Genomic DNA, 25,974 nt, shown 5'->3' on the forward strand with positions numbered 1-25,974 from the left:
GATGACCTTCCTCCAAGGCGCCAAGCGGGTCGCCAATCGTCCACTGCAGACTCTGGACACACTCGGCGACCAGATGTCCTTCTACGGCCGCGCGTTGCTGTGGACGCCGCGGACGCTGCGCCGCTACATGAAAGAGGTCCTGCGGCTGCTGGCCGAGGTGAGCTTCGGTTCCGGCTCGCTCGCGGTCATCGGCGGCACGGTCGGCGTGATGGTCGGCCTGACCCTGTTCACCGGTGTGCTCGTCGGCCTGCAGGGCTACTCGGCGCTGAACTCGATCGGCACGTCGGCCTTCACCGGCTTCCTCACCGCGTTCTTCAACACCCGCGAGATCGCGCCGCTGGTCGCGGGCCTCGCGCTTTCGGCGACTGTCGGCGCAGGGTTCACCGCTCAGCTGGGCGCGATGCGGATCTCCGAGGAGATCGACGCGCTCGAGGTGATGGGCGTCCCGAGCCTGCCGTACCTGGTGACCACGCGGATCATCGCCGGTTTCGTCGCGGTCATCCCGCTGTACGTCATCGGCCTGCTGAGTTCGTATCTCGCGTCCCGGTTGGTCGTTATCTACATCTACAACCAGTCAGCGGGTACCTACGACCATTACTTCGACCTTTTCCTACCTCCACAGGATGTGCTGTATTCGTTCATCAAGGTGCTGTTGTTCAGCGTCTTGATCATCCTGTCCCATTGTTATTTCGGTTACCGGGCCTCCGGTGGTCCCGCCGGTGTCGGCGTGGCGGTCGGTAAGGCGGTCCGGCTGAGCATCGTCACGGTGTCCATCATGAACTTCTTCATCGGTTTCGCGATCTGGGGAACCGACGTCACGGTGAGGATCGCAGGATGATCGCGACAATCCGGCGCAGGCTGCTGGGCCTGTTGCTCGTCGCCGTGATCGTCGGCGGAGTGGCGCTGAGCGTCGCGTTGTACGAAAAGGCGTTCACGCCCGTGGTGAGTGTGAAGCTCCAATCGGACAGCATCGGGAACCAGTTGCTGAAGCAGTCCGATGTGAAGGTCCGCGGTCTCATCGTCGGTTCGGTGCAGGACATCGCCGCGACGCCGGACGGCGCCGAACTCACCCTCGCGCTCAAACCGGAGTCGGCGAAACTGATCCCGCAGAACGTTTCGGCGCGATTCCTGCCGAAGACGTTGTTCGGTGAGCGGTTCGTCTCCCTGGAAATCCCGGACGCACCGTCGGCGAGGACGATCGCCGAGGGCGATGTGATCACCCAGGACCGCACGTCCAGCGCGGTCGAACTGGAGCAGGCCTTCGCCCACCTGATGCCGGTGCTTCAGGCCGTCCAGCCGCAGAAGCTCTCCAGCACGCTGTCCGCGATCTCCACCGCGCTCAACGGCCGCGGCGACCAGCTCGGCGACACCCTCGCGCAGCTCGGCACCTACGTCGGCGACCTGAACCCGCACGAACCCCAGCTCCAGCGGAACCTCAAGGAACTGGCGAAGTTCTCGGACAACTTCAGCGCCGTCGCGCCGGATCTGGTGCAGACGCTGGACAACCTGAGCACCACCGCGCGCACCGTGGCCGACCAGAAGCTGAACCTGTCGAACCTCTACGGCAGTGTCACCCAGGCCTCGGTGGACCTGCAGACCTTCCTGCGGAACAACGCCGACAACCTGATCCGCCTCGCCGACACCGCCCGCCCGACGGCGGAACTGCTGGCGAAGTACTCGCCGGAGTACCCGTGCGTGATCGGGCAGATGGCCGACAACCTGCCGAAGATCGACAAGGCCCTCGGCAAGGGCACCGACCGGCCCGGGCTGCACGCGACCATCGAGATCACCGTCAACCGCGGCCCGTACCTGCCCGGCAAGGACGAGCCGAGGTTCGAGGACAAACGCGGTCCGCGGTGCTACGACCTCAAGCAGTTCCCGGACCCGTTCCCGCAGTATCCGCCGGACGGCCCGATCAAGGACGGCAGCACGGTCAAGGCGCCCGCCCGGTCGGCCAACGACGGTCTCTCGCCGTCCAACAACTTCGCGAACTACGGCGGCTACAACGGCAACGGCGGCGGCGCGCCCGCCGGCAACCCGTCCTACGGCGCTTCCGAAGCCGACTTCCTCGCGCAGCTGGTCGGCCCGCAGGTCGGGATGCCCGCCTCGGACATGCCCGGCTGGGGCTCGCTGCTCGTCGGCCCGCTCTACCGCGGAGCGGAGGTGCACGTCCAGTGAGGGGACTTCTCGCGCCGCTGATCAAGCTCTGCGCTTTCGTCGTGATCACCGTGCTGTTCACGACGATCCTCGGGATCAGCATCGCCAACATCAACACCACCAGCACGAACGCCTACAAGGCGCGATTCAGTGACGCGACCTTGTTGCTGCCCAACGACGACGTCCGTATCGCGGGGGTCAGGGTCGGGCAGGTCAAGGACGTCCGCATCGTCGACCGGCGCCAGGCCGAGGTCGAGTTCGAAGTGGACGCCGGCCGCAAGCTGCCCGCCGGGGTGACCGCGCAGATCAAGTTCCGGAACCTGGTCGGCCAGCGCTACGTCTCGCTCGGGCAGGGCACCGACTCCTCCGGCAAGAACCTGGAGCCCGGCGGGAACATCCCGCTGGAGCGGACCACGCCCGCGCTCGACCTGACGCAGCTGTTCAACGGGTTCAAGCCGCTGTTCACCGCGCTCAACCCGGACGACATCAACAAGCTGTCCTACGAGGTCATCCAGGTCCTGCAGGGCGAGGGCGGCACGATCGAAAGCCTGCTGCAGCACACCGCGTCGCTGGCGACCACGATCTCCGACAAGGACCAGGTGATCGGTGAGGTCATCGACAACCTGAACTCGGTGCTCGACACGGTCAACGCGCATACGCCGCAGCTGAACGACCTGATCGTCAAGCTGCAGAAGCTGGTCTCCGGGCTGGCCGCCGACCGCGAGCCGATCGGTGACGCCATCGAATCGCTCGGCACCCTCGCGCAGACGACGTCCGGCCTGCTCGGTGAGGCCCGCGAGCCGCTCAAGCAGGACATCGCGGCGCTCGGCACCCTGTCGAAGAACCTCAACGACAGCCAGCCGATCGTCGAGCACTTCATCCAGTTCCTGCCGCAGAAGGTGACCGCGCTGACCCGCACCGCCGACTACGGTTCCTGGTTCAACTTCTTCGCCTGTGAGCTGAAGGGGGCCGTCGCCCTGCCTCCGCTGATCAACGAACCGATCAATCTGCCGCTGCTGCCGGTGAACCGGGCGAGGTGCACGGCATGAAGTCGTTCCAGAAACGCAATCCCATCCCGATCGCGCTGGTCGGCATCTCGGTGCTGCTGCTCGGTTTCCTCGCCGCGCTCAACTCCGACGACCTGCCCGTGATCGGCGGCGGGACGACCTACAGCGCGGACTTCTCCGAGACCTCGGGCCTGCAGAAGGACAACGACGTCCGCGTCGCGGGCGTGAAGGTCGGCAAGGTCTCCGATATCAAGCTCGACGGCGACAAGGTCCGGATCTCCTTCAAGGTCAAGGACGCCTGGCTCGGCGACAAGACCAGCGCGGCGATCAAGATCAAGACGGTGCTCGGCCAGAAGTACCTGGCGCTCGACCCGCAGGGCCAGCGCACACTCGACCCGAGCGCGACCATCCCGCGTGAGCGCACGATGTCGCCGTTCGACGTCCTCGACGCCTTCCGCGGGCTTTCGCAGACCGTCGACAACATCGACACCGCTCAGCTGGCGAAGAGCTTTGACGTCATCTCGGAGACCTTCGCCGACACCCCGGCGGACGTGAAGGGTGCCCTGAACGGCCTTTCGCGCCTCTCGGACACGATCGCTTCGCGGGACACGCAGCTGGCGAACCTGCTCGCCAACACGCGGCAGGTCTCGCAGACGCTCGTCGACCGTGACGCCGAGTTCCAGAAGCTCCTCGCCGACGGCAACAAGCTGCTCGGGGAGGTGTCCCGCCGCAAGGACGCGATCTCCGCGCTGCTGGACGGCTCGCGCACCCTCGCCACCCAGCTCAAGGGCCTGGTGGACGACAACGACGCGCAGCTCGACCCGGTGCTCACCCAGCTCGACCAGCTGACCTCGATGCTGCAGCGCAACCAGGACGCCCTCGGCCAGGGCATCGCGCGGTTCGCGCCGTTCATCCGGGTGTTCACGAACACGATCGGCAACGGTCGCTGGTTCGACAACTACATCTGCGGTCTGGTCCTGCCGTCGTTCGGCCCGATCAACGAGAAGGGGTGCTACGAGAAATGAGTACCCGTCTCGGAGAGAGCCTCGCCCGCGGCGTCACCATCGCGATCGTGCTCGCGCTGGTGGTCGCCGGCGCGCTGTGGTGGACGCTCAAGGACGCCGGCCGCAACCACCTGACCGCCTATTTCGCCGGTGCCGTCGGCCTCTACGAGGGCAACGGCGTCCGGATGCTCGGCGTCGACATGGGCACGGTCACCAAGATCCAGCCGATGGGCAACCAGGTCCGCGTCGAACTCGAGTACGACCGTTCGGTGGCGGTGCCCGCGGACGCGAAGGCGATCATCGTGGCGCCGTCGCTGGTCAGCGACCGTTACGTGCAGCTGGCCCCGGCCTACAAGGGCGGCCCGCGGATCGAGGACGGCGCCGTGATCGGCCTCGACCGCACCGAGGTGCCCCTGGAGGTCGACGAACTCGCCGCCAGCCTCTCGCGGGTCAGCAAGTCGCTCGGCCCCAACGGCGCCAACAAGAACGGTTCCCTGTCGAACCTGCTCGACACCGCCGCGAAGAACTTCGACGGCAACGGGCAGGCGCTGCACGACACGATCACCAAACTCGGCCAGGCGGCGGGCACGTTGTCCGGGAACAAGGACGACCTGTTCAAGACCGTCGAGAACCTCGGCTCCTTCTCTCAGACGCTGGTGAACAGCGACTCGCAGGTCCGCGACTTCGAGCGGCAGCTCGCCGACGTCAGCGGATTCCTGGCGGGGGAGCGGGAGAACCTCGCCGCGACGGTGAAGCAGCTGTCCGACACGCTCACCGCGGTGCAGGCGTTCATCGAGAAGAACCGCGACCGGCTCAAGTCCAATGTGGACAAGCTGGCCAGTGTGACCAAGGTGCTCGTCGACCAGCGCGGCGCGCTCGCCGAGATCCTCGACGTCGCCCCGGTCGGCCTCGGGAACCTGGTCAACACCTACAACGCGTCGTCGGGCACGCTCGACGCGCGGGCCAACCTCAACGAGCTCACCCAGCCGCCGCTGGTGATGGTGTGCAACCTGCTCAAGCAGACCCCGGACGCGCTCGACGCGCTCGGCGACGCGTGCAAGGGGATCGCCGGACTGGTCGACGGGTTGGTGCCGCTGCCGTCGATCGCGCAGGTCATCCAGTCGTCGCAGGCGGGCCAGCTGCCGCCGCTTCCGCTGCCCATCGCCGGTCAGCTCTATGGAACGGCGGCGAAATGATCAAGAAGTCTCTCGCACTCATCGCTTCCGGAACGGTCGCCGCGCTGACGTTGAGCGGGTGCGGATTCAGCGGGATCTACGACATCCCGCTGCCCGGCGGCGCCGAACTCGGCGACCACCCGTACACGGTCAAGGTGCAGTTCCGGGACGTGCTCGACCTGACGCCGCAGGCCGGGGTGAAGGTCAACGAGGTGTCCATCGGCCGTGTCGAGGCCATCGGGCTCACCCCGGACGGCTGGAACGCCGAGGTCACCCTGCGGGTCAACGGCGACGTGAAGCTCCCCGCGAACGCCATGGCCAACGTCAGGCAGTCGAGCCTGCTCGGTGAGAAGTACGTCGAGCTGGCCGCCCCCGCGGACGGCCAGGGCAAACTCGCCGACAACGCGGTGATCCCGCTGGCCAGGACGAACCGCAGTGTCGAGGTCGAAGAGCTGCTCGGCGCGCTTTCGCTGCTGCTCAACGGCGGCGGGGTGGAACAGCTCAACACCATCACCAAGGAACTCAACAACGCCACGAGCGGCCGCTCGCCGGAACTCAAGGCGCTGCTGAACAACACCAACCAGCTGGTCACGAACCTCGACAAGCAGTCCGCGAACATCACGCGGGCGCTCGACGGGCTGAACCGGCTCTCGCTCACGCTGAACGGGCAGAAGGACAAGCTGGTCGGCGCGGTCGACAACCTGGGCCCCGGGCTCGGCGTGCTGGAGCAGCAGCGCGGTCAGCTGGTGACCATGCTGAACGCGCTCAACCACCTCTCCGGTGTCGCCGTCGACACGGTCAACAAGAGCAAGGAAGACCTCGTCGCCGACCTCAAAGCACTGCAGCCGACGCTGCAGAAGCTCGGCGAGGCGGGCTCGGACCTGCCCAAGGCGCTGGAGATCCTGCTGACCTTCCCGTTCAGCGACGCCGCCTACGACGGCGTCAAGGGCGACTACTTCAACCTGTTCGCGAAGGTCGACCTGAACTTGAACGAGATCCTCAAGAACCTCGGCCGCAGCCGTCAGAACCCGCTCCAGGACGTCGTCCCGGTGCCCGGGCTGACCGGCGGGACCGAGGGGCCGGGCGTGAACCCGCCGCTGCCGATCCCGGACAGCGTCGGGGGTGTCGCCGGCAGTCAGGCGGGCGCGCCGCAGGGCGGCGGACAGCCGCAACAGACCGGACCCGCCGGTATCTTCGGCCTGCTGTCGGGAGGTGCGGGCTGATGCTGGTCCGGAGGACGAAGATCCAGCTGGTCCTGTTCGCGGTCATCTCCGTGGTCGCCATCGTGTACGCGCTGATCCGGTTCGCCGGGCTCGGCTCGGTCTTCGGCGACGAGGGCTACACGGTGAAGCTCGAACTCAAGGAGTCGGGCGGCATCTTCCAGAACGCCGAGGTCACCTATCGCGGCTTCAACATCGGCCGCGTCGGCGAACTGCGCCTGACCAAGACCGGGCTGGAGGCCGACCTCAACATCGCGCCCGACGCCCCGCAGGTGCCCGCCGATCTGGACGCCGTGGTCGCGAACCGGTCCGCGGTCGGCGAGCAGTTCGTCGACCTGCGGCCCAAGGGCGAGAACGGACCGTTCCTGCAGCCGGGTTCGGTCATCCCGGCGGGCAAGGTCAAGACCCCGGTGCCCACCGAGCAGCTCATCGGCGACCTCGACAGCCTCGCGGCGTCCGTGCCGACCGACTCGCTGCGCAAGGTCGTCGACGAGTCGTACAACGCCTTCAACGGCACCGGCCCGGACCTGCAGCGGCTGCTCGACACCGCGCGCAGCTTCACCACGACCGCGCAGGAGTACCTGCCGCAGACGATCCAGCTGCTGGAAAAGGGCGGGCAGGTCCTCGACACGCAGAACGACATGGCGAGTTCGATGAAGTCGTTCAGCGCGGATCTCAACAAGCTGTCCGGCACGCTGAAGAACTCCGACGCCGACATCCGGAAGCTGATCGGGATCACCCCGCAGGTGGCGAACCAGATCAGCTCGGTGCTCGCCGAATCCGGACCCGGGCTGGGCGCGCTGACGGCGAACCTGCTCACGACGTCGAACCTGCTCGTGACCCGGCTCGACGGGCTGGAGCAGGGGCTGGTGACCTACCCGATGCTCGCGGCGGGCGCCAACACGGTCGCCAACGACGGCACCGCGCACCTCGGGCTCGCGCTCAACCTGTTCAACCCGCCTTCGTGCACGAAGGGCTACATCGGCCTCGACAAGTACCGCGAAGGCACCGACACGACGCCGCGCGCGCCGAAGGACGACGCGTACTGCGCCGAGCCGAAGGGCAGCCCGATCAACGTGCGCGGTTCGCAGAACGTGCCGTACAACGGGGTCCCGCAGATCCCGTCGCAGGGCGACGTCGCCGCGAACGCCGGGCGGTCGGCCGACGAGCTGGCCAGCCTGCGCGCGGCGCAGGGCATGCCGAGTGTCCTTCAGGGCCCCGGGGTCAGCCTGGCCAGCCTCGGCGCCTTGCTGGGACTGCCCGGCTGAGCCCCAGACCGCATACCTACCCTGGAGTGTCATGAGTTCTTCTCGATCGTGGACCTCGCCGCGAACGCTGCTGCTGGGCGCCGCGGCGTTCGCGCTGGCCGCCCTGCTCGCCGCGGGCCTGTTCGGGATCCAGTGGGCGGTGGCGGCCGCGGACGACAACGCCGACCTGGCGCGGACGCGGGACGACGTGGTCAAGGCCGGTGGCACCGCGATCAAGGCCTACACCGAGGTCGATTTCGAGGACCTCGACGGGTACTTCGCCAAACAGAAGGCCGTCTCCGACAAGAAGATGACGGACGAGCTGATCCAGCTGGAGCCGAGCTACCGCAAGGCGCTCGGTGAGGCGAAGACCAAGGTCGTGACCACCATCCAGGACATCGCGGTGGAGGAACTCGACGACCACGAGGGCAAGACGAGCTTCCTCGCCGCCATCTCGACACAGGTCACCCAGGGCGACAAGGTGATCTCCAAGCCGATGCGCCTGGAAGTCTCGATGACCAGGGTCGGCGAGGAGTGGAAGGTCTCCGGGATCAGCAACGTGCCCCTCGTCGCGGCCGGTCAGTAAGAGCGTCACCTAGAACGGAGCCACGTAGTGCCCCCCTCCCGCCGCCAGCCCCCTCGCAGCACCCCGCCGGTGCGCCGCCCCCGGGTGGCCGGTCTGCGCCGGCCCGGCGCCTCGCCCGTCGACGCGGCTCCCGCGCCCGAGGCCGAGTCCGTCGAGACGCCGGCGCCGGTCCGCCGTCCTTCGCCGCGGCCTGCTCCGCGTCCGGCTCCTGCGCCTGCTCCCGAGGTCGTCGCTGAGCCCGCTGCCGAAGCCGAGGTGGCGGCTGTCGAGGCGCCGGTAGAGGTCGAGGAGGCACCGGAGGCTGTCGAGGCTCCTGAGAGCGCTGAGGCCGCTGAAGACGAGGTTGTCGCGAAGCCGAGTCCGCGGGCGAAGGCTCGTGCGGTCGCCAAGGCGAAGCCGGAGGACATCGAAGAGGCCGAAGCCGAGGTCGCCGCCGAAGCCGACTCCGCCTCTGATTCCGACCCTGCCTCTGAAGCCGACTCTGGCTCCGAGGAGTCGAAGAAGCCGGTATCGCGGCAGCTGATCCTGGCGGGCGCGCTGGTCGTCGTCGGCCTGCTGCTGGCCGGGGCCGCGGTGCTGTTCAAGATCCAAGCGGACGACGTGACCAGCTCGACGAACAACACCGCGCTGCTGGACGTCGCGAAGACGTCGCAGGTCAAGGACCAGGTCTCGAAGGCGACCGAGGCCCTGTTCTCGTACGACTACAACAACATCGCGAAGACCGAGGCCGCGGCGGCCGATCTGCTGGTCAACGACGAGGTGCGGGCGAAGTACAACCTGCTGATGGGCGAGGTCAAGCGGCTGGCCCCGCAGCAGAAGATGGTCGTGACGTGCAAGGTCACCCGCAGCGCCGTCATCCGGCTGGAGGGTGACCGGGCCGACGTGATGGTGTTCGTCGACCAGAGCTCGACGCGGGCCGACACGAACAAGACCACCGCCGGGAGCGCGCAGCTGCACTTGAACGCGGAGCTGCAGGGCGACAAGTGGAAGATCACGGCGATGAACACCTACTCCGCTCCGGCCAACCCGGCCGCCTCCTCGGCGCCTGCCGCGCCCCCCGCCTCGCCGGCCCCCTCCAAGTAGCCCCCGACTTGCGTTTAGCCCCCTAATCGTGACGCCGCGGCTCGGTCCCCTCCCGAGCCACCACGTCGCGTTTAGCGGGCTGAACGCGCTCTGGGCGCTAGGTGCCCGCCCCCTTGTGCCAGAGCGCGCCGACTTGCGTTTCGCCCCCTAATCGCGACGCGTCGGCGCGCTGACCTGGGCGTACCTCGACGAGCGTCAGAGGCCACGCGACCGGAGTTTGAAGCGGGCCTTCCTCGCCTTCTTGGCCATCACCCGGTCCGGATGGTCCGTGGCGACGACGTCGAGGAGTTCGAGTGTCGAGGGGTGGTCGGAGGACGTCAGCATGTCGACGATGTCGAATCCGTCGTCCATCTCGGCCAGCTGGTGCACGAAGGCGCCGAGCTGATGCATCGCCGCGAAGTGGTCGGTCATCCCGACGAGGACCTCGTCGCGGTCGACCGAATCGGGACCGATCGCCCCGCGTTCCGACAGCCACATCGCCGCGACAGCGCCGGGCAGGCCACCCTCCCCGCGGATCCCGGCGGCGGTCTCGAGGCCGTGTCCTCCGGTTTCACCGAGCGCGATCAAGGCGAGCAGCCGTTCGGACGGGCTCGTCGCCACCCGGAGGAACTCGCCTGCTTCGGTCGCCGCGTCAAGGGGAGAGCGGTGCCGAGCCCAGGCTTTGATCTCCGCGTCGATGATCTCCGGCGGGGCGTCGAGGAGCTGCGAACCCAGTTTGTCGAGCCGCTCGCCCGCGACCTCGCCGACGATCGGCGCGGCCACCCCGGCCTCGCGGAGTTCCCGGTTGGTCGCCCACACCGTGAGCGGGGTGAGCTTGATCAGCGTCGGGTCCGGATCCGGGTTGCCGCTGATGTCGGCGACCTTGGCCAGGAAGTCCGGGTCGGTCATGGTGTCCTGCTCGATCGCGCCGAGCCGGTTCAGCAGCTCCAGCAGGACGGTCGTCGCGTAGCGGAGACCGGGACTCGGCTCGGGAGCGCGTTCGAACATCTCCGCGAGGACCCCGAGGGCGAGCTCGACGGGCACCGGCACGTCGCCCGACCGGTACAGGGTGAGGGAAAGCGCCGAAACCAGCTGAGGGAACAGCGCCGCGAACTCGTCGGACTTCTCTCCGGCGAGGTCGTACGCGGCCGCGCCGACCGTCGAAAACGCCCGCTCCCACAGCGCGAGCGGATCCTCGAGGAGGCCGGCGTTCTTCTTGACCGGTACGTACGAGCCCTTGAGGACGCGAATGAGGCCGCAATCCTCGGCCCAGCGACCGACCGGGCCGGTCCGCGGCTCGTTGTGCTCGGGCAAACCGGCGACGAAGCCGCGGAGTTCCTGAAGTACCGGACTTCGCTCGGCGGCCAAGCGCAGCTCGGCCTCCGGTGGCACGGCTACCGGCGACATCGGTGGGGTGCTGTCGAAGGCCGGCTCGTCCTCGCGCGTCTGGACCATCGGCCCAGTCTGACACCGTCCGGCGGATCGCGTTCAGCCCCCTGATCGCGATCCGGGGGCGTTCCTGTGCGCCGCCCCAGAAGCCGCACCGGCCACAACGGTCACACGGACAGACCCACGGAAGTCACCTCGCCGGCCGCCCGCGCCCCGACCTGGTGACTCTCCGGAACAGGCGCCGACGGCATCGCGTTTAGCCCGCTAAACGCAGGTCGGCGGGCCGACGCCGTCACCTGCGGGTACCGGGCGGTAACCGGACGCGCGTCCTGTTCGTCACCCTCCGCGCGACCTCTTCGACGCTGCGCCAACCGGCGGGACCACCGCGCGGCATCTTGACTACGAGCCCGCGTGGGGTCACGCTTACTGGCAACGGCGAGAACCGGCGGTTCCCTTGCGGGAGGGACGGCCCCGGGGAAGCCGAGGAGAGGCATACCTGAAGACGTTGCGATGCAGGCTGGGCCCCATCGGGAGCGCCCCCTGGACAGACCGCGACGTTCGGGCTAGACTGCTTCTTTGCGCTGCCCTCTTTCAGGCTGCCCGGAGCCGGTAGTTAGGATAGTGGGCACACGGCACCCTTGACAGTCCGCATCAGCTGTTGCTGACGCGGCTGCTCACCGCTCATTGTCCCCGGAAGGACGCATCTTGGCAGTCTCTCCCGCGAACCAGGCCACTGCTGCGACCACCTCGGCTGTATCTCGCTCGGAGTCCACGGGAATCCCGGGAGCCCCCAAGCGGGTCTCCTTCGCAAAGATTCGCGAGCCGCTCAACACCCCGAACCTGCTCGACGTGCAGATCAGGTCCTTCGAATGGTTCACCGGCGACGAGGCGTGGTTCGAACGCCGCGTCGAAGAAGGTGAAGAAAACCCGGTCGGCGGCCTGGAAGAGGTCCTCAACGAGATCTCGCCGATCGAGGACTTCTCCGGATCCATGTCGCTGTCCTTCTCCGACCCGCGCTTCGACGAGGTCAAGGCCTCCGTCGAGGAGTGCAAGGACAAGGACATGACGTACGCGGCCCCGCTGTTCGTGACCGCCGAGTTCGTGAACAACAACACCGGCGAGATCAAGAGCCAGACGGTCTTCATGGGCGACTTCCCGGTGATGACCGACAAGGGCACCTTCGTCATCAACGGCACCGAGCGTGTCGTCGTGTCCCAGCTGGTCCGTTCGCCGGGTGTGTACTTCGACACCAGCGTCGACAAGACCACGGACAAGGACGTCTTCAACGTCCGCGTCATCCCGAGCCGCGGTGCGTGGCTCGAGTTCGACGTCGACAAGCGCGACACCGTCGGTGTCCGTATCGACCGCAAGCGCCGTCAGCCGGTGACCGTGTTGCTGAAGGCGCTCGGCTGGACCACCGAGGCGATCCGCGAGCGTTTCTCCTTCTCCGAGACGCTGCTCGCCACCCTCGAGAAGGACCACACCGCCGGCACCGACGAGGCGCTGCTCGACATCTACCGCAAGCTGCGCCCGGGCGAACCGCCCACCAAGGAGAGCGCGCAGACGCTGCTGGAGAACCTGTTCTTCAAGCCGAAGCGCTACGACCTCGCCAAGGTCGGCCGGTACAAGCTGAACAAGAAGCTCGGCCTCACCACGCCGTACGACACCGGGACGCTGACCGAAGAGGACATCGTCTCGACGATCGAGTACCTGGTCCGGCTGCACGCCGGCGAGGACAAGGCGACCGTCGGCGACCAGGTCATCCCGGTCGAGACCGACGACATCGACCACTTCGGCAACCGTCGTCTCCGCACCGTCGGCGAGCTCATCCAGAACCAGATCCGCGTGGGTCTGTCCCGGATGGAGCGCGTCGTCCGTGAGCGGATGACCACCCAGGACGTCGAGGCGATCACGCCGCAGACCCTGATCAACATCCGTCCCGTCGTGGCGGCGATCAAGGAGTTCTTCGGTACTTCGCAGCTGTCGCAGTTCATGGACCAGAACAACCCGCTGTCGGGGCTGACGCACAAGCGTCGTCTGTCCGCCCTCGGCCCCGGTGGTCTGTCGCGTGAGCGCGCCGGCATGGAGGTCCGTGACGTCCACCCGTCGCACTACGGCCGCATGTGCCCGATCGAGACGCCGGAAGGCCCGAACATCGGCCTGATCGGTTCGCTCTGCTCGTACGCGCGGGTCAACCCGTTCGGTTTCATCGAGACCCCGTACCGCAAGGTCGTCGAGGGCCGCGTCACCGACCAGGTCGACTACCTCACCGCGGACGAGGAAGACCGCTTCGTGAAGGCGCAGGCGAACGCGCCGATCTCGGACGACGGCACCTTCGTCGAAGACCGTGTCCTGGTCCGTAAGAAGGGCGGCGAGGTCGAGCTGATCGACCCGCTCGACGTGGACTACATGGACGTCTCGCCGCGGCAGATGGTCTCGGTCGCGACCGCGATGATCCCGTTCCTCGAGCACGACGACGCGAACCGCGCCCTGATGGGTGCGAACATGCAGCGCCAGGCCGTGCCGCTGCTCCGCAACCAGGCGCCGTACGTCGGCACCGGGGTGGAGCTGCGTGCCGCGGTCGACGCCGGTGACGTGCTCGTCGCCGAGCAGGCCGGTGTCGTCGAGGAGCTCTCGGCGGACCTGATCACGATCATGCACGACGACGGCACGCGGAAGAGCTACGGACTGTACAAGTTCCGTCGCTCCAACCACGGCACCTGCTTCAACCACCGCCCGATCGTCAACGAGGGCGACCGGGTCGAGCAGGGTCAGGTCATCGCCGACGGCCCGTCCACCGAGAACGGTGAGATGGCGCTCGGCAAGAACCTGCTCGTCGCGGTCATGCCGTGGGAGGGCCACAACTACGAGGACGCGATCATCCTCTCCGAGCGCCTGGTGCAGGACGACGTGCTCACGTCGATCCACATCGAGGAGCACGAGATCGACGCCCGCGACACCAAGCTGGGCGCCGAGGAGATCACCCGGGACATCCCGAACGTCTCCGAGGAGGTCCTGGCCGACCTCGACGAGCGCGGCATCATCCGCATCGGTGCCGAGGTCCGCGACGGCGACATCCTGGTCGGCAAGGTCACGCCCAAGGGTGAGACCGAGCTGACCCCGGAAGAGCGCCTCCTCCGCGCGATCTTCGGCGAGAAGGCCCGTGAGGTCCGCGACACCTCGCTGAAGGTGCCGCACGGCGAGACCGGCAAGGTCATCGGCATCCGCGTGTTCTCGCGCGAGGACGACGACGAGCTGCCCCCGGGCGTCAACGAACTGGTCCGGGTCTACGTGGCCCAGAAGCGGAAGATCCAGCCGGGCGACAAGCTCGCCGGCCGCCACGGGAACAAGGGTGTCATCGGCAAGATCCTCCCCGTCGAGGACATGCCGTTCATGGAGGACGGCACGCCCGTCGACATCATCCTGAACACCCACGGTGTCCCGCGTCGTATGAACATCGGCCAGGTCCTGGAACTCCACCTGGGCTGGCTGGCGTCGCAGGGGTGGAAGATCGAGGGCAACCCGGAGTGGGCGAAGAACCTCAACGAGGAGCTCTACGACGTCGACCCCGGCACCAACACCGCCACCCCGGTGTTCGACGGTGCGAAGGAAGACGAGCTGACCGGCCTGCTCGGCGCCACCAAGCCGAACCGCGACGGTGAGCGCATGGTCAAGCAGAACGGCAAGGCCACGCTGCTGGACGGCCGCTCCGGCGAGCCGTATCCGTACCCGGTCGCCGTCGGCTACATGTACATCCTGAAGCTGCACCACCTCGTCGACGACAAGATCCACGCCCGGTCCACCGGTCCGTACTCGATGATCACGCAGCAGCCGCTGGGTGGTAAGGCGCAGTTCGGTGGCCAGCGCTTCGGTGAGATGGAGTGCTGGGCGATGCAGGCCTACGGCGCGGCTTACACGCTGCAGGAGCTGCTGACGATCAAGTCGGACGACGTGGTCGGCCGCGTGAAGGTGTACGAGGCCATCGTCAAGGGGGAGAACATCCCCGAGCCGGGTATCCCCGAGTCGTTCAAGGTGCTCCTGAAGGAGCTCCAGTCGCTGTGCCTCAACGTCGAGGTGCTGTCGAGCGACGGTGCCGCGATCGAGATGCGCGACTCCGACGACGAGGACCTCGAGCGTGCCGCGGCCAACCTCGGCATCAACCTGTCCCGCAACGAGTCGCCCTCGGTGGACGACGTCGTGCACTGATCCGCGATGAGGCGGGGGCCACTCAGGCTCCCGCCTCCGCTCGCCAACTCCTCTAGTCGCATCAACCCCAAGGGGATGTAAAGACGTGCTGGACGTCAACTTCTTCGATGAGCTCCGCATCGGTCTCGCTACCGCCGACGACATTCGTCAGTGGTCCTTCGGCGAGGTCAAGAAGCCGGAGACCATCAACTACCGGACGCTCAAGCCCGAGAAGGACGGCCTCTTCTGCGAGAAGATCTTCGGCCCGACCCGGGACTGGGAGTGCTACTGCGGTAAGTACAAGCGGGTTCGGTTCAAGGGCATCATCTGCGAGCGCTGTGGCGTCGAGGTCACCCGCGCCAAGGTGCGCCGTGAGCGGATGGGCCACATCGAGCTGGCCGCTCCCGTCACCCACATCTGGTACTTCAAGGGTGTTCCCTCCCGCCTGGGCTACCTGCTCGACCTGGCGCCGAAGGACCTCGAGAAGATCATCTACTTCGCTGCTTACGTCATCACCGGCGTGAACACCGAACTGCGCCACAACGACCTCCCGACCCTCGAGAACGAGATCGGTGTCGAGCGCAAGAACCTCGAGACCAAGCGTGACGCGGACATCGAGGCACGGGCGCAGAAGCTGGAAGCCGACCTGGCCGAGCTGGAGGCGGAGGGCGCCAAGTCCGACGTCCGCCGCAAGGTCAAGGAAGGCGGCGAGCGCGAGATGCGTCAGCTGCGTGACCGCGCCGGTCGCGAGCTGGACCGTCTCGAGGAGGTCTGGACGACCTTCACCAAGCTCGACGTCCGTCAGCTGATCGCCGACGAGCTGCTCTACCGCGAGCTCGTCGACCGCTACGGCGAGTATTTCACCGGCGGCATGGGCGCGGAGGCCATCCAGAAGCTGGCCACCGAGTTCGACGTCGCGGCCGAGGCCGAGAGCCTGCGCGACACCATCCGCAACGGCAAGGGGCAGAAGAAGCTCCGCGCGCTGAAGCGGCTCAAGGTCGTCGCGGCCTTCCAGGCCACCGGCAACGACCCGCGCGGCATGGTGCTCGACGCCGTCCCGGTGATCCCGCCGGACCTGCGCCCGATGGTCCAGCTCGACGGTGGCCGCTTCGCCACCTCCGACCTGAACGACCTCTACCGCCGGGTCATCAACCGGAACAACCGGTTGAAGCGGCTGATCGACCTCGGCGCGCCCGAGATCATCGTCAACAACGAGAAGCGGATGCTGCAGGAGGCCGTCGACGCGCTGTTCGACAACGGCCGCCGCGGCCGCCCGGTCACCGGTCCCGGTAACCGCCCGCTGAAGTCGCTGTCCGACCTGCTCAAGGGCAAGCAGGGCCGGTTCCGTCAGAACCTGCTCGGCAAGCGTGTCGACTACTCCGGCCGTTCGGTCATCATCGTCGGTCCGCAGCTGAAGCTGCACCAGTGCGGTCTGCCGAAGGACATGGCGCTCGAGCTGTTCAAGCCGTTCGTCATGAAGCGGCTGGTCGACCTGAACCACGCGCAGAACATCAAGTCCGCCAAGCGGATGGTGGAGCGCTCGCGCCCGCAGGTGTGGGACGTGCTCGAAGAGGTCATCACCGGCCACCCGGTGATGCTGAACCGTGCGCCGACCCTGCACCGCCTCGGTATCCAGGCCTTCGAGCCGCAGCTGGTCGAAGGCAAGGCGATCCAGCTGCACCCGCTGGTCTGTGAGGCGTTCAACGCGGACTTCGACGGTGACCAGATGGCCGTGCACCTCCCGCTGTCCGCGGAGGCGCAGGCCGAGGCCCGCATCCTGATGCTGTCGGCGAACAACATCCTTTCGCCGGCGTCGGGCCGCCCGCTCGCCATGCCGCGTCTGGACATGGTGACCGGTCTGTTCCACCTGACCCGCCTGAACGACAAGGCCGAGGGTGCGGGCAACGCCTACTCCTCGCCCGCCGAAGCGATCATGGCGTACGACCGCAAGGCGCTGAGCCTGCACGCCCCGGTCAAGATCCGCATCACCGACCGTCAGCCCGCCAAGGCCGACGAAGCGGCGCTCGCGGAGAAGGGCTGGGAGCCGGGCAAGGCTTGGCTGGCCGAGACCACCTTGGGCCGCGTGCTGTTCAACGAGCTGCTGCCGGCGGACTACCCGTTCATCAACGAGCCGATGCCGAAGAAGCGTCAGGCCCTGATCGTGAACGACCTCGCCGAGCGCTACTCGATGACCCAGGTCGCGCAGACCCTGGACCGCCTGAAGGACGCCGGTTTCTACTGGGCGACCCGTTCGGGCGTCACGGTCGCGATCTCCGACGTGCTGGTCCCGACGGGCAAGAAGGCCATTCTGGACGAGTACGAAGGCAAGGCCGACCAGGTCGAGAAGCGGTACCAGCGTGGTCAGCTGTCGCACGCCGAGCGCAACAACGAGCTCGTCAAGGTGTGGACGCAGGCCACCGAAGAGGTCCACAAGATCATGGAGACGGCGCTGCCGGACGACAACCCGATCGCGATGATCGTGAAGTCGGGCGCGGCGGGCAACATGACGCAGGTCCGGTCGCTGGCCGGTATGCGTGGTCTGGTGTCGAACCCGAAGGGTGAGTACATCCCGCGTCCGATCAAGGCCAACTTCCGTGAAGGCCTGTCGGTGGCGGAGTACTTCATCGCGACGCACGGTGCCCGTAAGGGTCTGGCGGACACGGCGCTCCGTACCGCCGACTCGGGTTACCTGACCCGTCGTCTGGTGGACGTGTCGCAGGACGTCATCGTCCGCGAGATCGACTGTGGCACCACCCGCGGTATCAACATGCCGATCGGTGAGGACCTCGGCGACGGCAAGGTCCTGCGCGACCAGCACGTCGAGACCAGCGTGTACGCGCGGAACCTGGCGACCGACGCGGTCGACGCCAAGGGCAACGTCGTGCTCAACGCCGGTGACGACATCGGTGACCCGGCGATCGACAAGCTCATCTCGAGCGGGATCTCCAAGGTCAAGGTGCGTTCGGTGCTGACCTGCGAGTCGGCCGTCGGTATCTGCGCCACCTGCTATGGCCGGTCCATGGCGACCGGTCAGCTCGTCGACGTCGGCGAGGCCGTGGGTATCGTCGCGGCCCAGTCGATCGGTGAGCCGGGTACGCAGCTGACGATGCGTACGTTCCACCAGGGTGGTGTCGCCGGTGACGACATCACGACCGGTCTGCCCCGTGTCCAGGAGCTCTTCGAGGCCCGGGTCCCGAAGGGCAAGGCGCCGATCGCCGATGTCGATGGCCGTGTGCGCATCGAGGAGAGCGAGCGGTTCTGGAAGATCACGCTGATCCCGGACGACGGCAGCGAAGAGATCGTCTTCGACAAGCTGTCCAAGCGTCAGCGGCTCGCGAACACCCCGAACGGCCCGCTGGGCGACGGTGACCGCGTCGCGGTCGGCCAGCAGCTGCTCGAGGGCACCCCGGACCCGCACGAGGTTCTGCGGGTCATGGGGCCGCGCGAGGCGCAGATGCACCTGGTGGACGAGGTCCAGAAGGTGTACCGGGCGCAGGGTGTGTCGATCCACGACAAGCACATCGAGGTCATCGTCCGGCAGATGCTGCGCCGGGTGACGATCATCGACTCCGGTGCCACGGACTTCCTCCCGGGCGAACTGCCCGAGCGGACCAAGTTCGAGGCCAAGAACCGGGCTTCGGTCGCCGAGGGCGGCGAGCCCGCTTCGGGTCGCCCGGTGCTGATGGGGATCACGAAGGCCTCGCTGACCACGGACTCGTGGCTGTCGGCGGCCTCGTTCCAGGAGACCACGCGTGTCCTGACCGACGCGGCCATCAACGGCCGCTCGGACAAGCTCGTGGGCCTCAAGGAGAACGTGATCATCGGTAAGCTGATCCCGGCCGGTACCGGGATCAACAAGTACCGCAACATCCAGGTGCAGCCGACCGAGGAGGCGCGGGTCGCCGCTTACGCGATCCCGTCCTACGACGACGGCTACTACACCCCGGATGTCTTCGGCTCCACCCCGGGTGCCGCGGTGCCGCTGGACGATTACGACTTCGGCCGCGACTTCCGCTGATCCACCCCCGCTCCACCGAAGCGCCCCTGGCCCCCGGCCAGGGGCGCTTCGCTTTCCCGCCCTCCACCCCTGCGCCCCCGCTCCGCTCCGCCCCGCTCGCGTTTAGCCCGCTAAACGCGACCTGTGCCCCCCCACCGACCGGATCGCGGTTAGCCCGCGAAAGTCGACCTGTGCTCCCACCGACCGGATCGCGTTCAGCCCGCTAAACGCGACCTGTGCCCCCCCACCGACCGGATCGCGGTTAGCCCGCGAAAGTCGACCTGTCCGGGGAGCGACGATCGGTGCGGTATCCGCCTGGATGCGCGACGGTTGGCGGGCGATCTCGGGGGTGCCGGCCGAAAGGATGGTCGGCATGGATTCCCTCACGACAGATGAGAACACGGCCTTCGCGCAGCTCCAGTCCGCTTTGGACGACGTCCACCGCGCGGGGGTGCCCGGGGTGTTCGCCGAGGTGCGCGCGGGCGAGCGGGTCTGGCGCGGTGCCTCCGGTGTCGCGGACCTCGAGACCGGCCGCCCCGTCGAGCCAGAGATGCTGCAACGCGTCGGCAGCATCACCAAGACCTTCGTCTCCGCCGCGGTGCTGCAGCAGGTCGAGGCCGGGCGAACCGCGCTCGACGCGCCGATCGGTGACCACCTGCCGCGGCTGGTCCCCGGTGAGCGTGGCCGCGAGATCACGGTCCGGATGCTGATCAACCACACCAGTGGCCTCGCCGAGTACCTGCCGCATGCCTTCCCGTCGCTCAAGGAATTCGCGCCCGGGAGCCTGGACGACAACCGCTACCGGAAGTTCCGCCCGGCCGAGTTGATCGCGCTGGGCGTCGGCGCACCCGCCACCGGCGAGCCCGGGAGCACGCCGGGGGTGTACTCCAACACGAACTACTTCCTCCTGGGCGAACTGCTGGAGCAGTTGACCAGCACCCCGGTCGAGGAGCACATCCACCGGGCCATCATCGAGCCCGCGGGCCTCATGCACACCGGGTTTCCCTCCGTCGCGTGGATCGAGGAACCGCACTCGCGGATGTACGAAGCGCTGTTCGGGCTGATCGACCCGCCTCGTGACTACAGCACTTACGACATGTCCTGGGTGACGACGGGCGCCGGCCTCGTGTCGACCGTCGAGGATCTCAACCGCTTCTACCGCAAGCTTCTCGGCGGCGAGATCGTCAGCCCGTCTTCCCTGGCCGAGATGCAGCGTCTCGTTCCGGTCATCAGGCAGAACGGGAAGCTGGTCGACTACGGCCTCGGTCTCGACAAGACCGAGATCCCCGGGCACGGCACCTTCTGGGGCCATGACGGCACGGTTTGGGGAGCCTCGACGCTGTCCTGGACCAGCGTCGACGGTGAGCGGCAGTTCTCCGCCGCGATGAACCTCGCGCGTTGGCGCAAGCCGGACGCCGAGGGAACGCCGCACCCCATCGATGAGGCAGTGGCGGCCCTCAAGCACCTCGCCCTCACCAGCCCCGCCTGACCCCCGCCCCGATCACCTTTAGCCCGCGAAACGCACCTCCCTGCCCCGGATCGCGATTAGGGGGCGAAACGCAAGTCGCGCCCCAGGCCCCCAGAGGGAGTGCGTTTTGCCCCCTAATCGCGATCGGGTGCCGGGGGCAGGGCGACCTGCGTTTCGCGGGCTAAAGGCGATCCGGCACCCGGGTGCGCTGACTTGCGTTTCGCCCCCTAATCGCGATCTGTGGGGGAGGGGGCGCAGGTCAGGGAGTGCCGGGCGACGGGGAAGTCGAAGTAGGTGTCCGGGAACGGCTCCGCGTTGAGGGTGTAGTGCCACCACTCCTCGGCGAGGTTCCGGAAGCCGGCCGTCGCGAGGGTGCCCTTGAGGAGTTGCCGGTTCGCCCGCGCCTCGCCGGTGATCCGCGGGTCGTCGGTGTGCGAGAGCGTGTCGAAGCAGTCGTACCCAGTCCCCATGTCGACCATGTTGTCCGGGAACCGGTCCGGCGCGAAGCACGGCATCAGCGCCTCACCCGGGCGATAGGGCCGCTGGGGCCGTGGCGGCAGCTTCACGATCGTCAGGTCCACCGTGCTCCCGCGACTATGCCCGGACTTCTCCGCGATGTACCCGTCGGCGAACAGCCGGTCCTTCGCCACGTTCGGATAGAACTCCGCCTTCATCCTCTCGTCGGAGAGGTCCTTGGCCCACCGGACGAAATGGTCGACGGCGCGCTGCGGCCGGTAACAGTCGTACACCTTGAGCGTGTAGCCCTGCCGCAGCAGTCGTCGCTGGGCCACGCGCAGTCCCTCCGCGGCTTGCCGGGTCAGCAGGCACAGCGGTTGGACGTATCCGTCGATCTTCCGGCCGACGAAGTTGTGCCGACCGTGGTACCGGATCTCGTGCAAGATCGTCGGCGCCACGTCCGAGAGCGCGACGAACTCCGGCGGCGCCGTCTTCTCCGAAGCCTGCGCGGGTGCGGGAAACGTGGTGAGCACGGCGAGGACGGCAACGGCCAGCGCCCGCCTGATCGTCTTGGGCATGGCCCCGTCTTACCGTGTTGACGAGTTTCTCGGACCCGCCGATCGTGCGGTGCCGAGGGATAGTTCCCGAGAGTTCATAACGAACACATAACGTCCGCAGAGCCGGTGAGAGCAGGTTACTGGTCCGTTGTGACCTGCTGTAGTACGGCCAGGTGGCCTAGTTCCCACTACTCGGAAGATCGCCACCCGTTCGGCCTAACAGCCCATCCGCATTGTGGGAATTTCACCCGGTCGTGGCATGTCCCATTCTTTGATCACAAGATTGACACTCTGACTGCTTCGCACGAGTATTTCGCCCATGCAATCCCCAGTCGCCTTGGTGTGGCGTCGGCACGTTGACTTGCGGCAGCAAGCAAGCGCGCTGTGTATGGATTCCTGACCTTTTACGACTCGTCGCGTCCCGGGCAATTCGAGCATCCGAAACGGATGCGCCACTTCGGCGTGCGCTGACGATTTCCACTATGCCGCAACGGTTTCCTGCTCGAACCGGCGGCTGATCGCTTTCCCCTGATCCGCGCCGGTGACGCCTGCGCGAAAGAGGGGAGAGGTGTGCCAATTGTCTGGCGCTTCGGTAGCGAAAACAGGGAGAAAGAATGCTATCCAACTCGCCCAAGTGGCGAAAAGTGGTGATAGGCGCCATGGCGGCGGCGCTCGCCGCGGGCACGGTGACCTATACCGGCTCGTCCACGAGTGCCTATGCCGACGTCCAGGTCGTCAAGGACGCGAAGAAGGCGGCGGACGGCAAGGAGTACTGGGTCCAGAACCATCTGGTGACCAAGGACGTCGCGGCGGCCCGGAGCGCCGATGACAAGCGCAAGAAGTGGCTGCTGGTCTGGGCCGGTGACGAGAACATCGCCGACACCCTGGTCAAGGACGTCAAGAACCTGCCGGGTTCGCTCGGCGGCGGTCTGAACAAGATCAAGAACGCGTTGCCCGGTCCGGACTTCCTCGCCGTGATCGACGCGACGCAGGGTTCGCCGACTTACGGCAAGGTCGTCAACACCGCCACCGTCGGACCCCTCGTCGAGAACGAACCGCACCACATGCAGTACGTGTGGCACAAGGGGGACACGATCTACGCCGGTGCGCTGTTCGCCGCCGCGACGTACGCCTTCGACGTCTCCGCATTGCCGCAGTTGAAGCTCAAGGGCGTCAGCCTCCCGACCCAGACCCTCGGCGGCTCCGTGCCGGACGCGTATTGGGTGCTCAAGGACGGCACGGCGTACGGGACCTACATGGGCGGGCCGGTCGTGCCCGGCCCGCACACCTACGCCAACGGGTCCACCGTGGTGGGCAACGGTTTCGCGGGCAGTCCCGGCGAGGTCGTCCGCTTCGACCAGAACGCGCAGGTGCTTTCCGAGTCCCCGGCGGCCACGCCGCAGGGCGACAACAAGAAGCTGTGCGACAACCTTCCGCAACTGGACAAGCCGACCTGCGCCAACCCGCACGGCATCCAGGCTCGCGAGGACCTCAACACGCTGGTCACCAGTGACTACGCCGAGCCCCGCAACATCATCCTCGACCCGGTGAAGCAGCCGTCGCCGTACCTGCGGCGCCCGACCGTCCGCACCTGGGACATCTCCGACCGCAACAAGCCGAAGCTGAAGGCGGTCTCGTACCTGCCGGACGGTCCGAGGGCAGACCCGGCCGACCCGCTGCACGCCGAGAGCCGCGCGGTCATGGAAACGACGGTGACCAACCTGCCCGGCCACAAGGGCGCCTTCGCCCAGACCATGCAGGGCGGCGCGGTGTTCTACACACCGGACATCACCGCCAAGGAACCGCACTGGATCCAGGTGTTCGACGACGGTGCCGCGAACAAGGCCATCCACCCGAACAACGATTCCAACGGTGGTGGCTCGAACGGCGGCTGGATCCAGACCAGCCCCGACGACAAGTACCTCTACCGCGCGATCACCGGACGCTCCAAGGGCGCGCTCGGCCCGGACGACCCCGGCACCACGGGTGGTGTGTACGTCCTCGACATCCAGAAGCTCGTCGCCGCGGGCGACAAGGTCGAGGACATCGACGGCCGGATCGACACGAAGGAGAAGTCCCAGCAGGGCGGTGGCGGCGACCTGCCGACCGTCGTCGGCGCGGCGCCGATCAACCCGGGCACGTCGGGTGGTGGGCCGCACTGGGGCGCGTACGACAACTTCGTGCTCGGCGACGACGGCTATTACCACGAAACCGACAAGCCGCGGCACCTCGCGGTGTCGAACTACTTCGTCGCACGGTCCGGTTTGGACGGTGACCACAAGGTCAACCTGCTGAACCTCGGCGAGGACGGGAAGATCGCGGTCGACCAGAACTTCCGGGACGAGTTCACCGGACAGGTCGGGATCAACTTCAACCGGAAGACCTGGCCGCACGGGTCCTTCGGCAACGCCAAGCCGCACTCCGAACTGTTCGTCGTAGCGGACGCGGATCTCAAATAACCCTGCTCGGCGCGGAAGGCCGGGGGTGGCGGGCGCACCCCGTCACCCCCGGTTCCGCCGATTCGCTCCGGAAGGTCCCCATGGATCACCACGTCATACCGGCGAGTTCGGGTTCGCCCGGGGTCGGCATCGCCTTGATCCTGCTCCGGCTCGGGCTCCTGCTGGCGACCGCTTTCCTTGCCGGAACCGGGATTCTGCGTCCGCTGGTGGGTGAACTTCCCCGGCGCCTGTCTCTCACCATCGCCGGGCTCGGCGGGGTTTCCGCCATTCTCGCGGCGGTTTCCGCCTTCGCGACCGACGTCAACGCCATCGCGTTGACCGTGCACATCGTGCTGGCGCTGGCCATTCCCGTCCTGGTGCGGTGGCCGTCGGCCGTCCGGTGGGCTTCCCTCGCGCTGGCCGCTTTGGTGGTGCTCGAGACCTCGCTCGGGCGGTCCGGTGTCGAGTTCGCCATCGACACCGTCTACGTCGCGGCGGCGGCCTTGTGGTTCGGCGTCACCGTTCTTTCCGTCTGGGTGCCCGCCGAGCGATGGCGCCAGACGAACTTCCGGCTCGGCCCGCTTTCCCTGACGCTCGGCGGACTTCTCGTCGTCGCCGGCGCGGTCCAGCTGTTCTCGTCCGGACTCGGGTTCGACCGCCGGGTCTACGGAACCTTCTTCGGGATCACGTTGCTGGTGATCACCGTGCTTCCGGTCGTCGCCACCGCCGTCGCTGGATTCTTCTTGTCAGACAAGGATTCCACCCGTGCCTATCGGTTCGGCGCGGGCGCCGTCGCCGTCGGTTTCGTTGCCTGGAGCGCACTCGCGGCCATTCCCCGACCACCTGAACTTCCGATTCCCGGGGTTCCGCTGCTCGCCGACGCCTCCGTCGGAAACCAGCGGTTCCCGGTGCTGGTGAGCCCGCAGCGACCCGGCAGGAACCTCGTCCATTTCCCGGCGAGCGCGGGGGACGACCTGTCCGCCGGCGTCGAAGGCGGCCTGATCGGCAAGGCCATCGTGCGTCCCGGTGCCGAGGGCACCTGGGCCGAGGTCGACCTGCCGAAGGGACGTAGTGACCTGATCATCAGCCGTGGCGGGGAGAAGGCGACGATCGAGGTCGACGCGGGTGAGGAGCAGGGGCCCGAGATCGCGGACACGGAAGCGCCCGAGTGCGCTTCGGCCGCGTTGGGCGGCCTGATCGCCGACCGTCGCGACGTCCTCACGTCGTGCCCGTCGGACGCGCTTTCGGGCGAGGACAGCGGTTCGTTGGTGAAACTCGTCGAGTTTCTCGCCGGGCGCAAGCCTTCCGCGCTCACCCTTGTCGAAGACGACTCGCCGCGCGGTGTCGCCGCCGCGAAACTGGTCCGCGAGACCGCCGCTCGTTCCGGGCTCCCGGTTCAGGCCGAAGCGGGCCCGAACACCGCGCTGCTGGTGGTGTCGGGCTGGGCGGGCGGCTACACGGCGATGACCCGCGCGGCCGAGTCCCAGCGGCTCAAACCGACCCACCAGTACGGCCTGTACCTCGCGCCGTGGTTGCTCAACGGGCCGATCGTCAACTCGGTCGCGAGTTCTTCGGTGCCACTGAGGTTCGACCCGCGAGAGCAGGTCGCCGTCAGCTTCGCGGTCGCCGCGAACAACGCCTTCGGCGGCGAAAGCCCCACACTCGGCGGTTTCCGGAACTGGCTGGGCGGCCAATGGACGTCGGTGAACGGCGACGTCCAGATCTTCGCCGCGGCGCAGGTCAACGCCATGCCGATGTACCCGGGTGAACCGCACCCCGCCGGGATGATCGCCCACCGCGACTACGCGGGGCAGTGGATCCCCGACGGCACGATCGTGCCGATCAGTTCGGTGCTGCGGTGAAGGATTCCGCTCGATTCCAGCAGCGGTAAGGCTCGATTTCCACGAAAGAAAGGGAAATGAAAATGAAGCGAATCGCGGCTCGTGTGCTGCTGCCGCTCGCCGTGGCGGGCGCGTTGTCCGGACTGGCGGGTGGGGTCGCCTCGGCCGACCCGCTGCCGGTCCCG

At 67.4% G+C, this 25,974-nt stretch carries 16 protein-coding genes; 14 read left to right on the forward strand and 2 right to left on the reverse strand.

Going from position 1 to position 25,974, the window contains the following annotated elements; all coding sequences use genetic code 11:
* Position 1 precedes the first annotated feature (1 nt).
* The 9 genes from L324_RS26185 (at position 2) to L324_RS26225 (ending at position 9,479) form a co-directional block, all read left to right on the forward strand.
* The gene (locus L324_RS26185; RefSeq protein ID WP_037314104.1) at positions 2-838 is read left to right on the forward strand and encodes an MlaE family ABC transporter permease; all 837 of its coding nucleotides are present in this window, start codon (positions 2-4) and stop codon (positions 836-838) included.
* Positions 835-2,178, forward strand: coding sequence for an MCE family protein (locus L324_RS26190; protein WP_081736473.1), 1,344 nt, complete (start codon positions 835-837; stop codon positions 2,176-2,178). Before L324_RS26185 ends, L324_RS26190 begins: the two co-directional genes overlap by 4 nt.
* A complete protein-coding gene (locus L324_RS26195; protein WP_037314107.1) occupies positions 2,175-3,206 on the forward strand; it encodes an MCE family protein in 1,032 nt (343 codons plus the stop codon). Before L324_RS26190 ends, L324_RS26195 begins: the two co-directional genes overlap by 4 nt.
* Complete coding sequence (locus L324_RS26200) at positions 3,203-4,189, forward strand: MCE family protein (protein ID WP_037314170.1); 987 nt, start codon at positions 3,203-3,205, stop codon at positions 4,187-4,189. The genes L324_RS26195 and L324_RS26200 overlap by 4 nt, the downstream gene beginning before the upstream one ends.
* A complete protein-coding gene (locus L324_RS26205; RefSeq protein ID WP_037314113.1) occupies positions 4,186-5,364 on the forward strand; it encodes an MCE family protein in 1,179 nt (392 codons plus the stop codon). The genes L324_RS26200 and L324_RS26205 overlap by 4 nt, the downstream gene beginning before the upstream one ends.
* Positions 5,361-6,566: an MCE family protein gene (locus L324_RS26210; RefSeq protein WP_152547004.1), complete on the forward strand. Its 1,206-nt coding sequence runs from the start codon at positions 5,361-5,363 to the stop codon at positions 6,564-6,566. The genes L324_RS26205 and L324_RS26210 overlap by 4 nt, the downstream gene beginning before the upstream one ends.
* Positions 6,566-7,831: an MCE family protein gene (locus L324_RS26215; RefSeq protein ID WP_037314115.1), complete on the forward strand. Its 1,266-nt coding sequence runs from the start codon at positions 6,566-6,568 to the stop codon at positions 7,829-7,831. The genes L324_RS26210 and L324_RS26215 overlap by 1 nt, the downstream gene beginning before the upstream one ends.
* A gap of 31 nt (positions 7,832-7,862) precedes the next feature.
* Entirely contained in the window at positions 7,863-8,396 is a 534-nt protein-coding gene (locus L324_RS26220; RefSeq protein ID WP_037314117.1) for a hypothetical protein, read from the forward strand.
* Between the two features lie 84 nt (positions 8,397-8,480).
* The gene (locus L324_RS26225) at positions 8,481-9,479 is read left to right on the forward strand and encodes a hypothetical protein (protein WP_037314122.1); all 999 of its coding nucleotides are present in this window, start codon (positions 8,481-8,483) and stop codon (positions 9,477-9,479) included.
* Positions 9,480-9,674: 195 nt separating this feature from the next.
* On the opposite strand, the gene L324_RS26230 is transcribed toward L324_RS26225, so the two are convergent.
* A complete protein-coding gene (locus tag L324_RS26230; RefSeq protein ID WP_037314125.1) occupies positions 9,675-10,913 on the reverse strand; it encodes a hypothetical protein in 1,239 nt (412 codons plus the stop codon).
* Between the two features lie 639 nt (positions 10,914-11,552).
* On the opposite strand from L324_RS26230, the gene rpoB reads away from it, so the two are divergent.
* The 3 genes from rpoB to L324_RS26245 all read left to right on the forward strand — a co-directional run bounded on the left by rpoB (position 11,553) and on the right by L324_RS26245 (position 20,518).
* Positions 11,553-15,053, forward strand: coding sequence for a DNA-directed RNA polymerase subunit beta (gene rpoB, locus L324_RS26235; protein WP_037314128.1), 3,501 nt, complete (start codon positions 11,553-11,555; stop codon positions 15,051-15,053).
* An 85-nt stretch (positions 15,054-15,138) separates the two neighbouring features.
* Positions 15,139-19,050: a DNA-directed RNA polymerase subunit beta' gene (locus tag L324_RS26240; RefSeq protein ID WP_037314131.1), complete on the forward strand. Its 3,912-nt coding sequence runs from the start codon at positions 15,139-15,141 to the stop codon at positions 19,048-19,050.
* Between the two features lie 352 nt (positions 19,051-19,402).
* The gene (locus L324_RS26245) at positions 19,403-20,518 is read left to right on the forward strand and encodes a serine hydrolase domain-containing protein (protein ID WP_051174103.1); all 1,116 of its coding nucleotides are present in this window, start codon (positions 19,403-19,405) and stop codon (positions 20,516-20,518) included.
* Between the two features lie 206 nt (positions 20,519-20,724).
* On the opposite strand, the gene L324_RS26250 is transcribed toward L324_RS26245, so the two are convergent.
* Positions 20,725-21,531, reverse strand: coding sequence for a M15 family metallopeptidase (locus L324_RS26250; protein WP_037314136.1), 807 nt, complete (start codon positions 21,529-21,531; stop codon positions 20,725-20,727).
* Between the two features lie 638 nt (positions 21,532-22,169).
* Between L324_RS26250 and L324_RS26255 the strand changes: the two genes are divergently transcribed.
* The gene (locus tag L324_RS26255; RefSeq protein ID WP_037314138.1) at positions 22,170-23,969 is read left to right on the forward strand and encodes a hypothetical protein; all 1,800 of its coding nucleotides are present in this window, start codon (positions 22,170-22,172) and stop codon (positions 23,967-23,969) included.
* Positions 23,970-24,049: 80 nt separating this feature from the next.
* A complete protein-coding gene (locus L324_RS26260; protein ID WP_037314141.1) occupies positions 24,050-25,810 on the forward strand; it encodes a hypothetical protein in 1,761 nt (586 codons plus the stop codon).
* The last annotated feature ends 164 nt before the right edge of the window (positions 25,811-25,974 follow it).

Origin of the sequence: Amycolatopsis orientalis DSM 40040 = KCTC 9412, from assembly GCF_000478275.1 — a bacterium.
GTDB classification, from domain to species: Bacteria; Actinomycetota; Actinomycetes; order Mycobacteriales; family Pseudonocardiaceae; genus Amycolatopsis; species Amycolatopsis orientalis.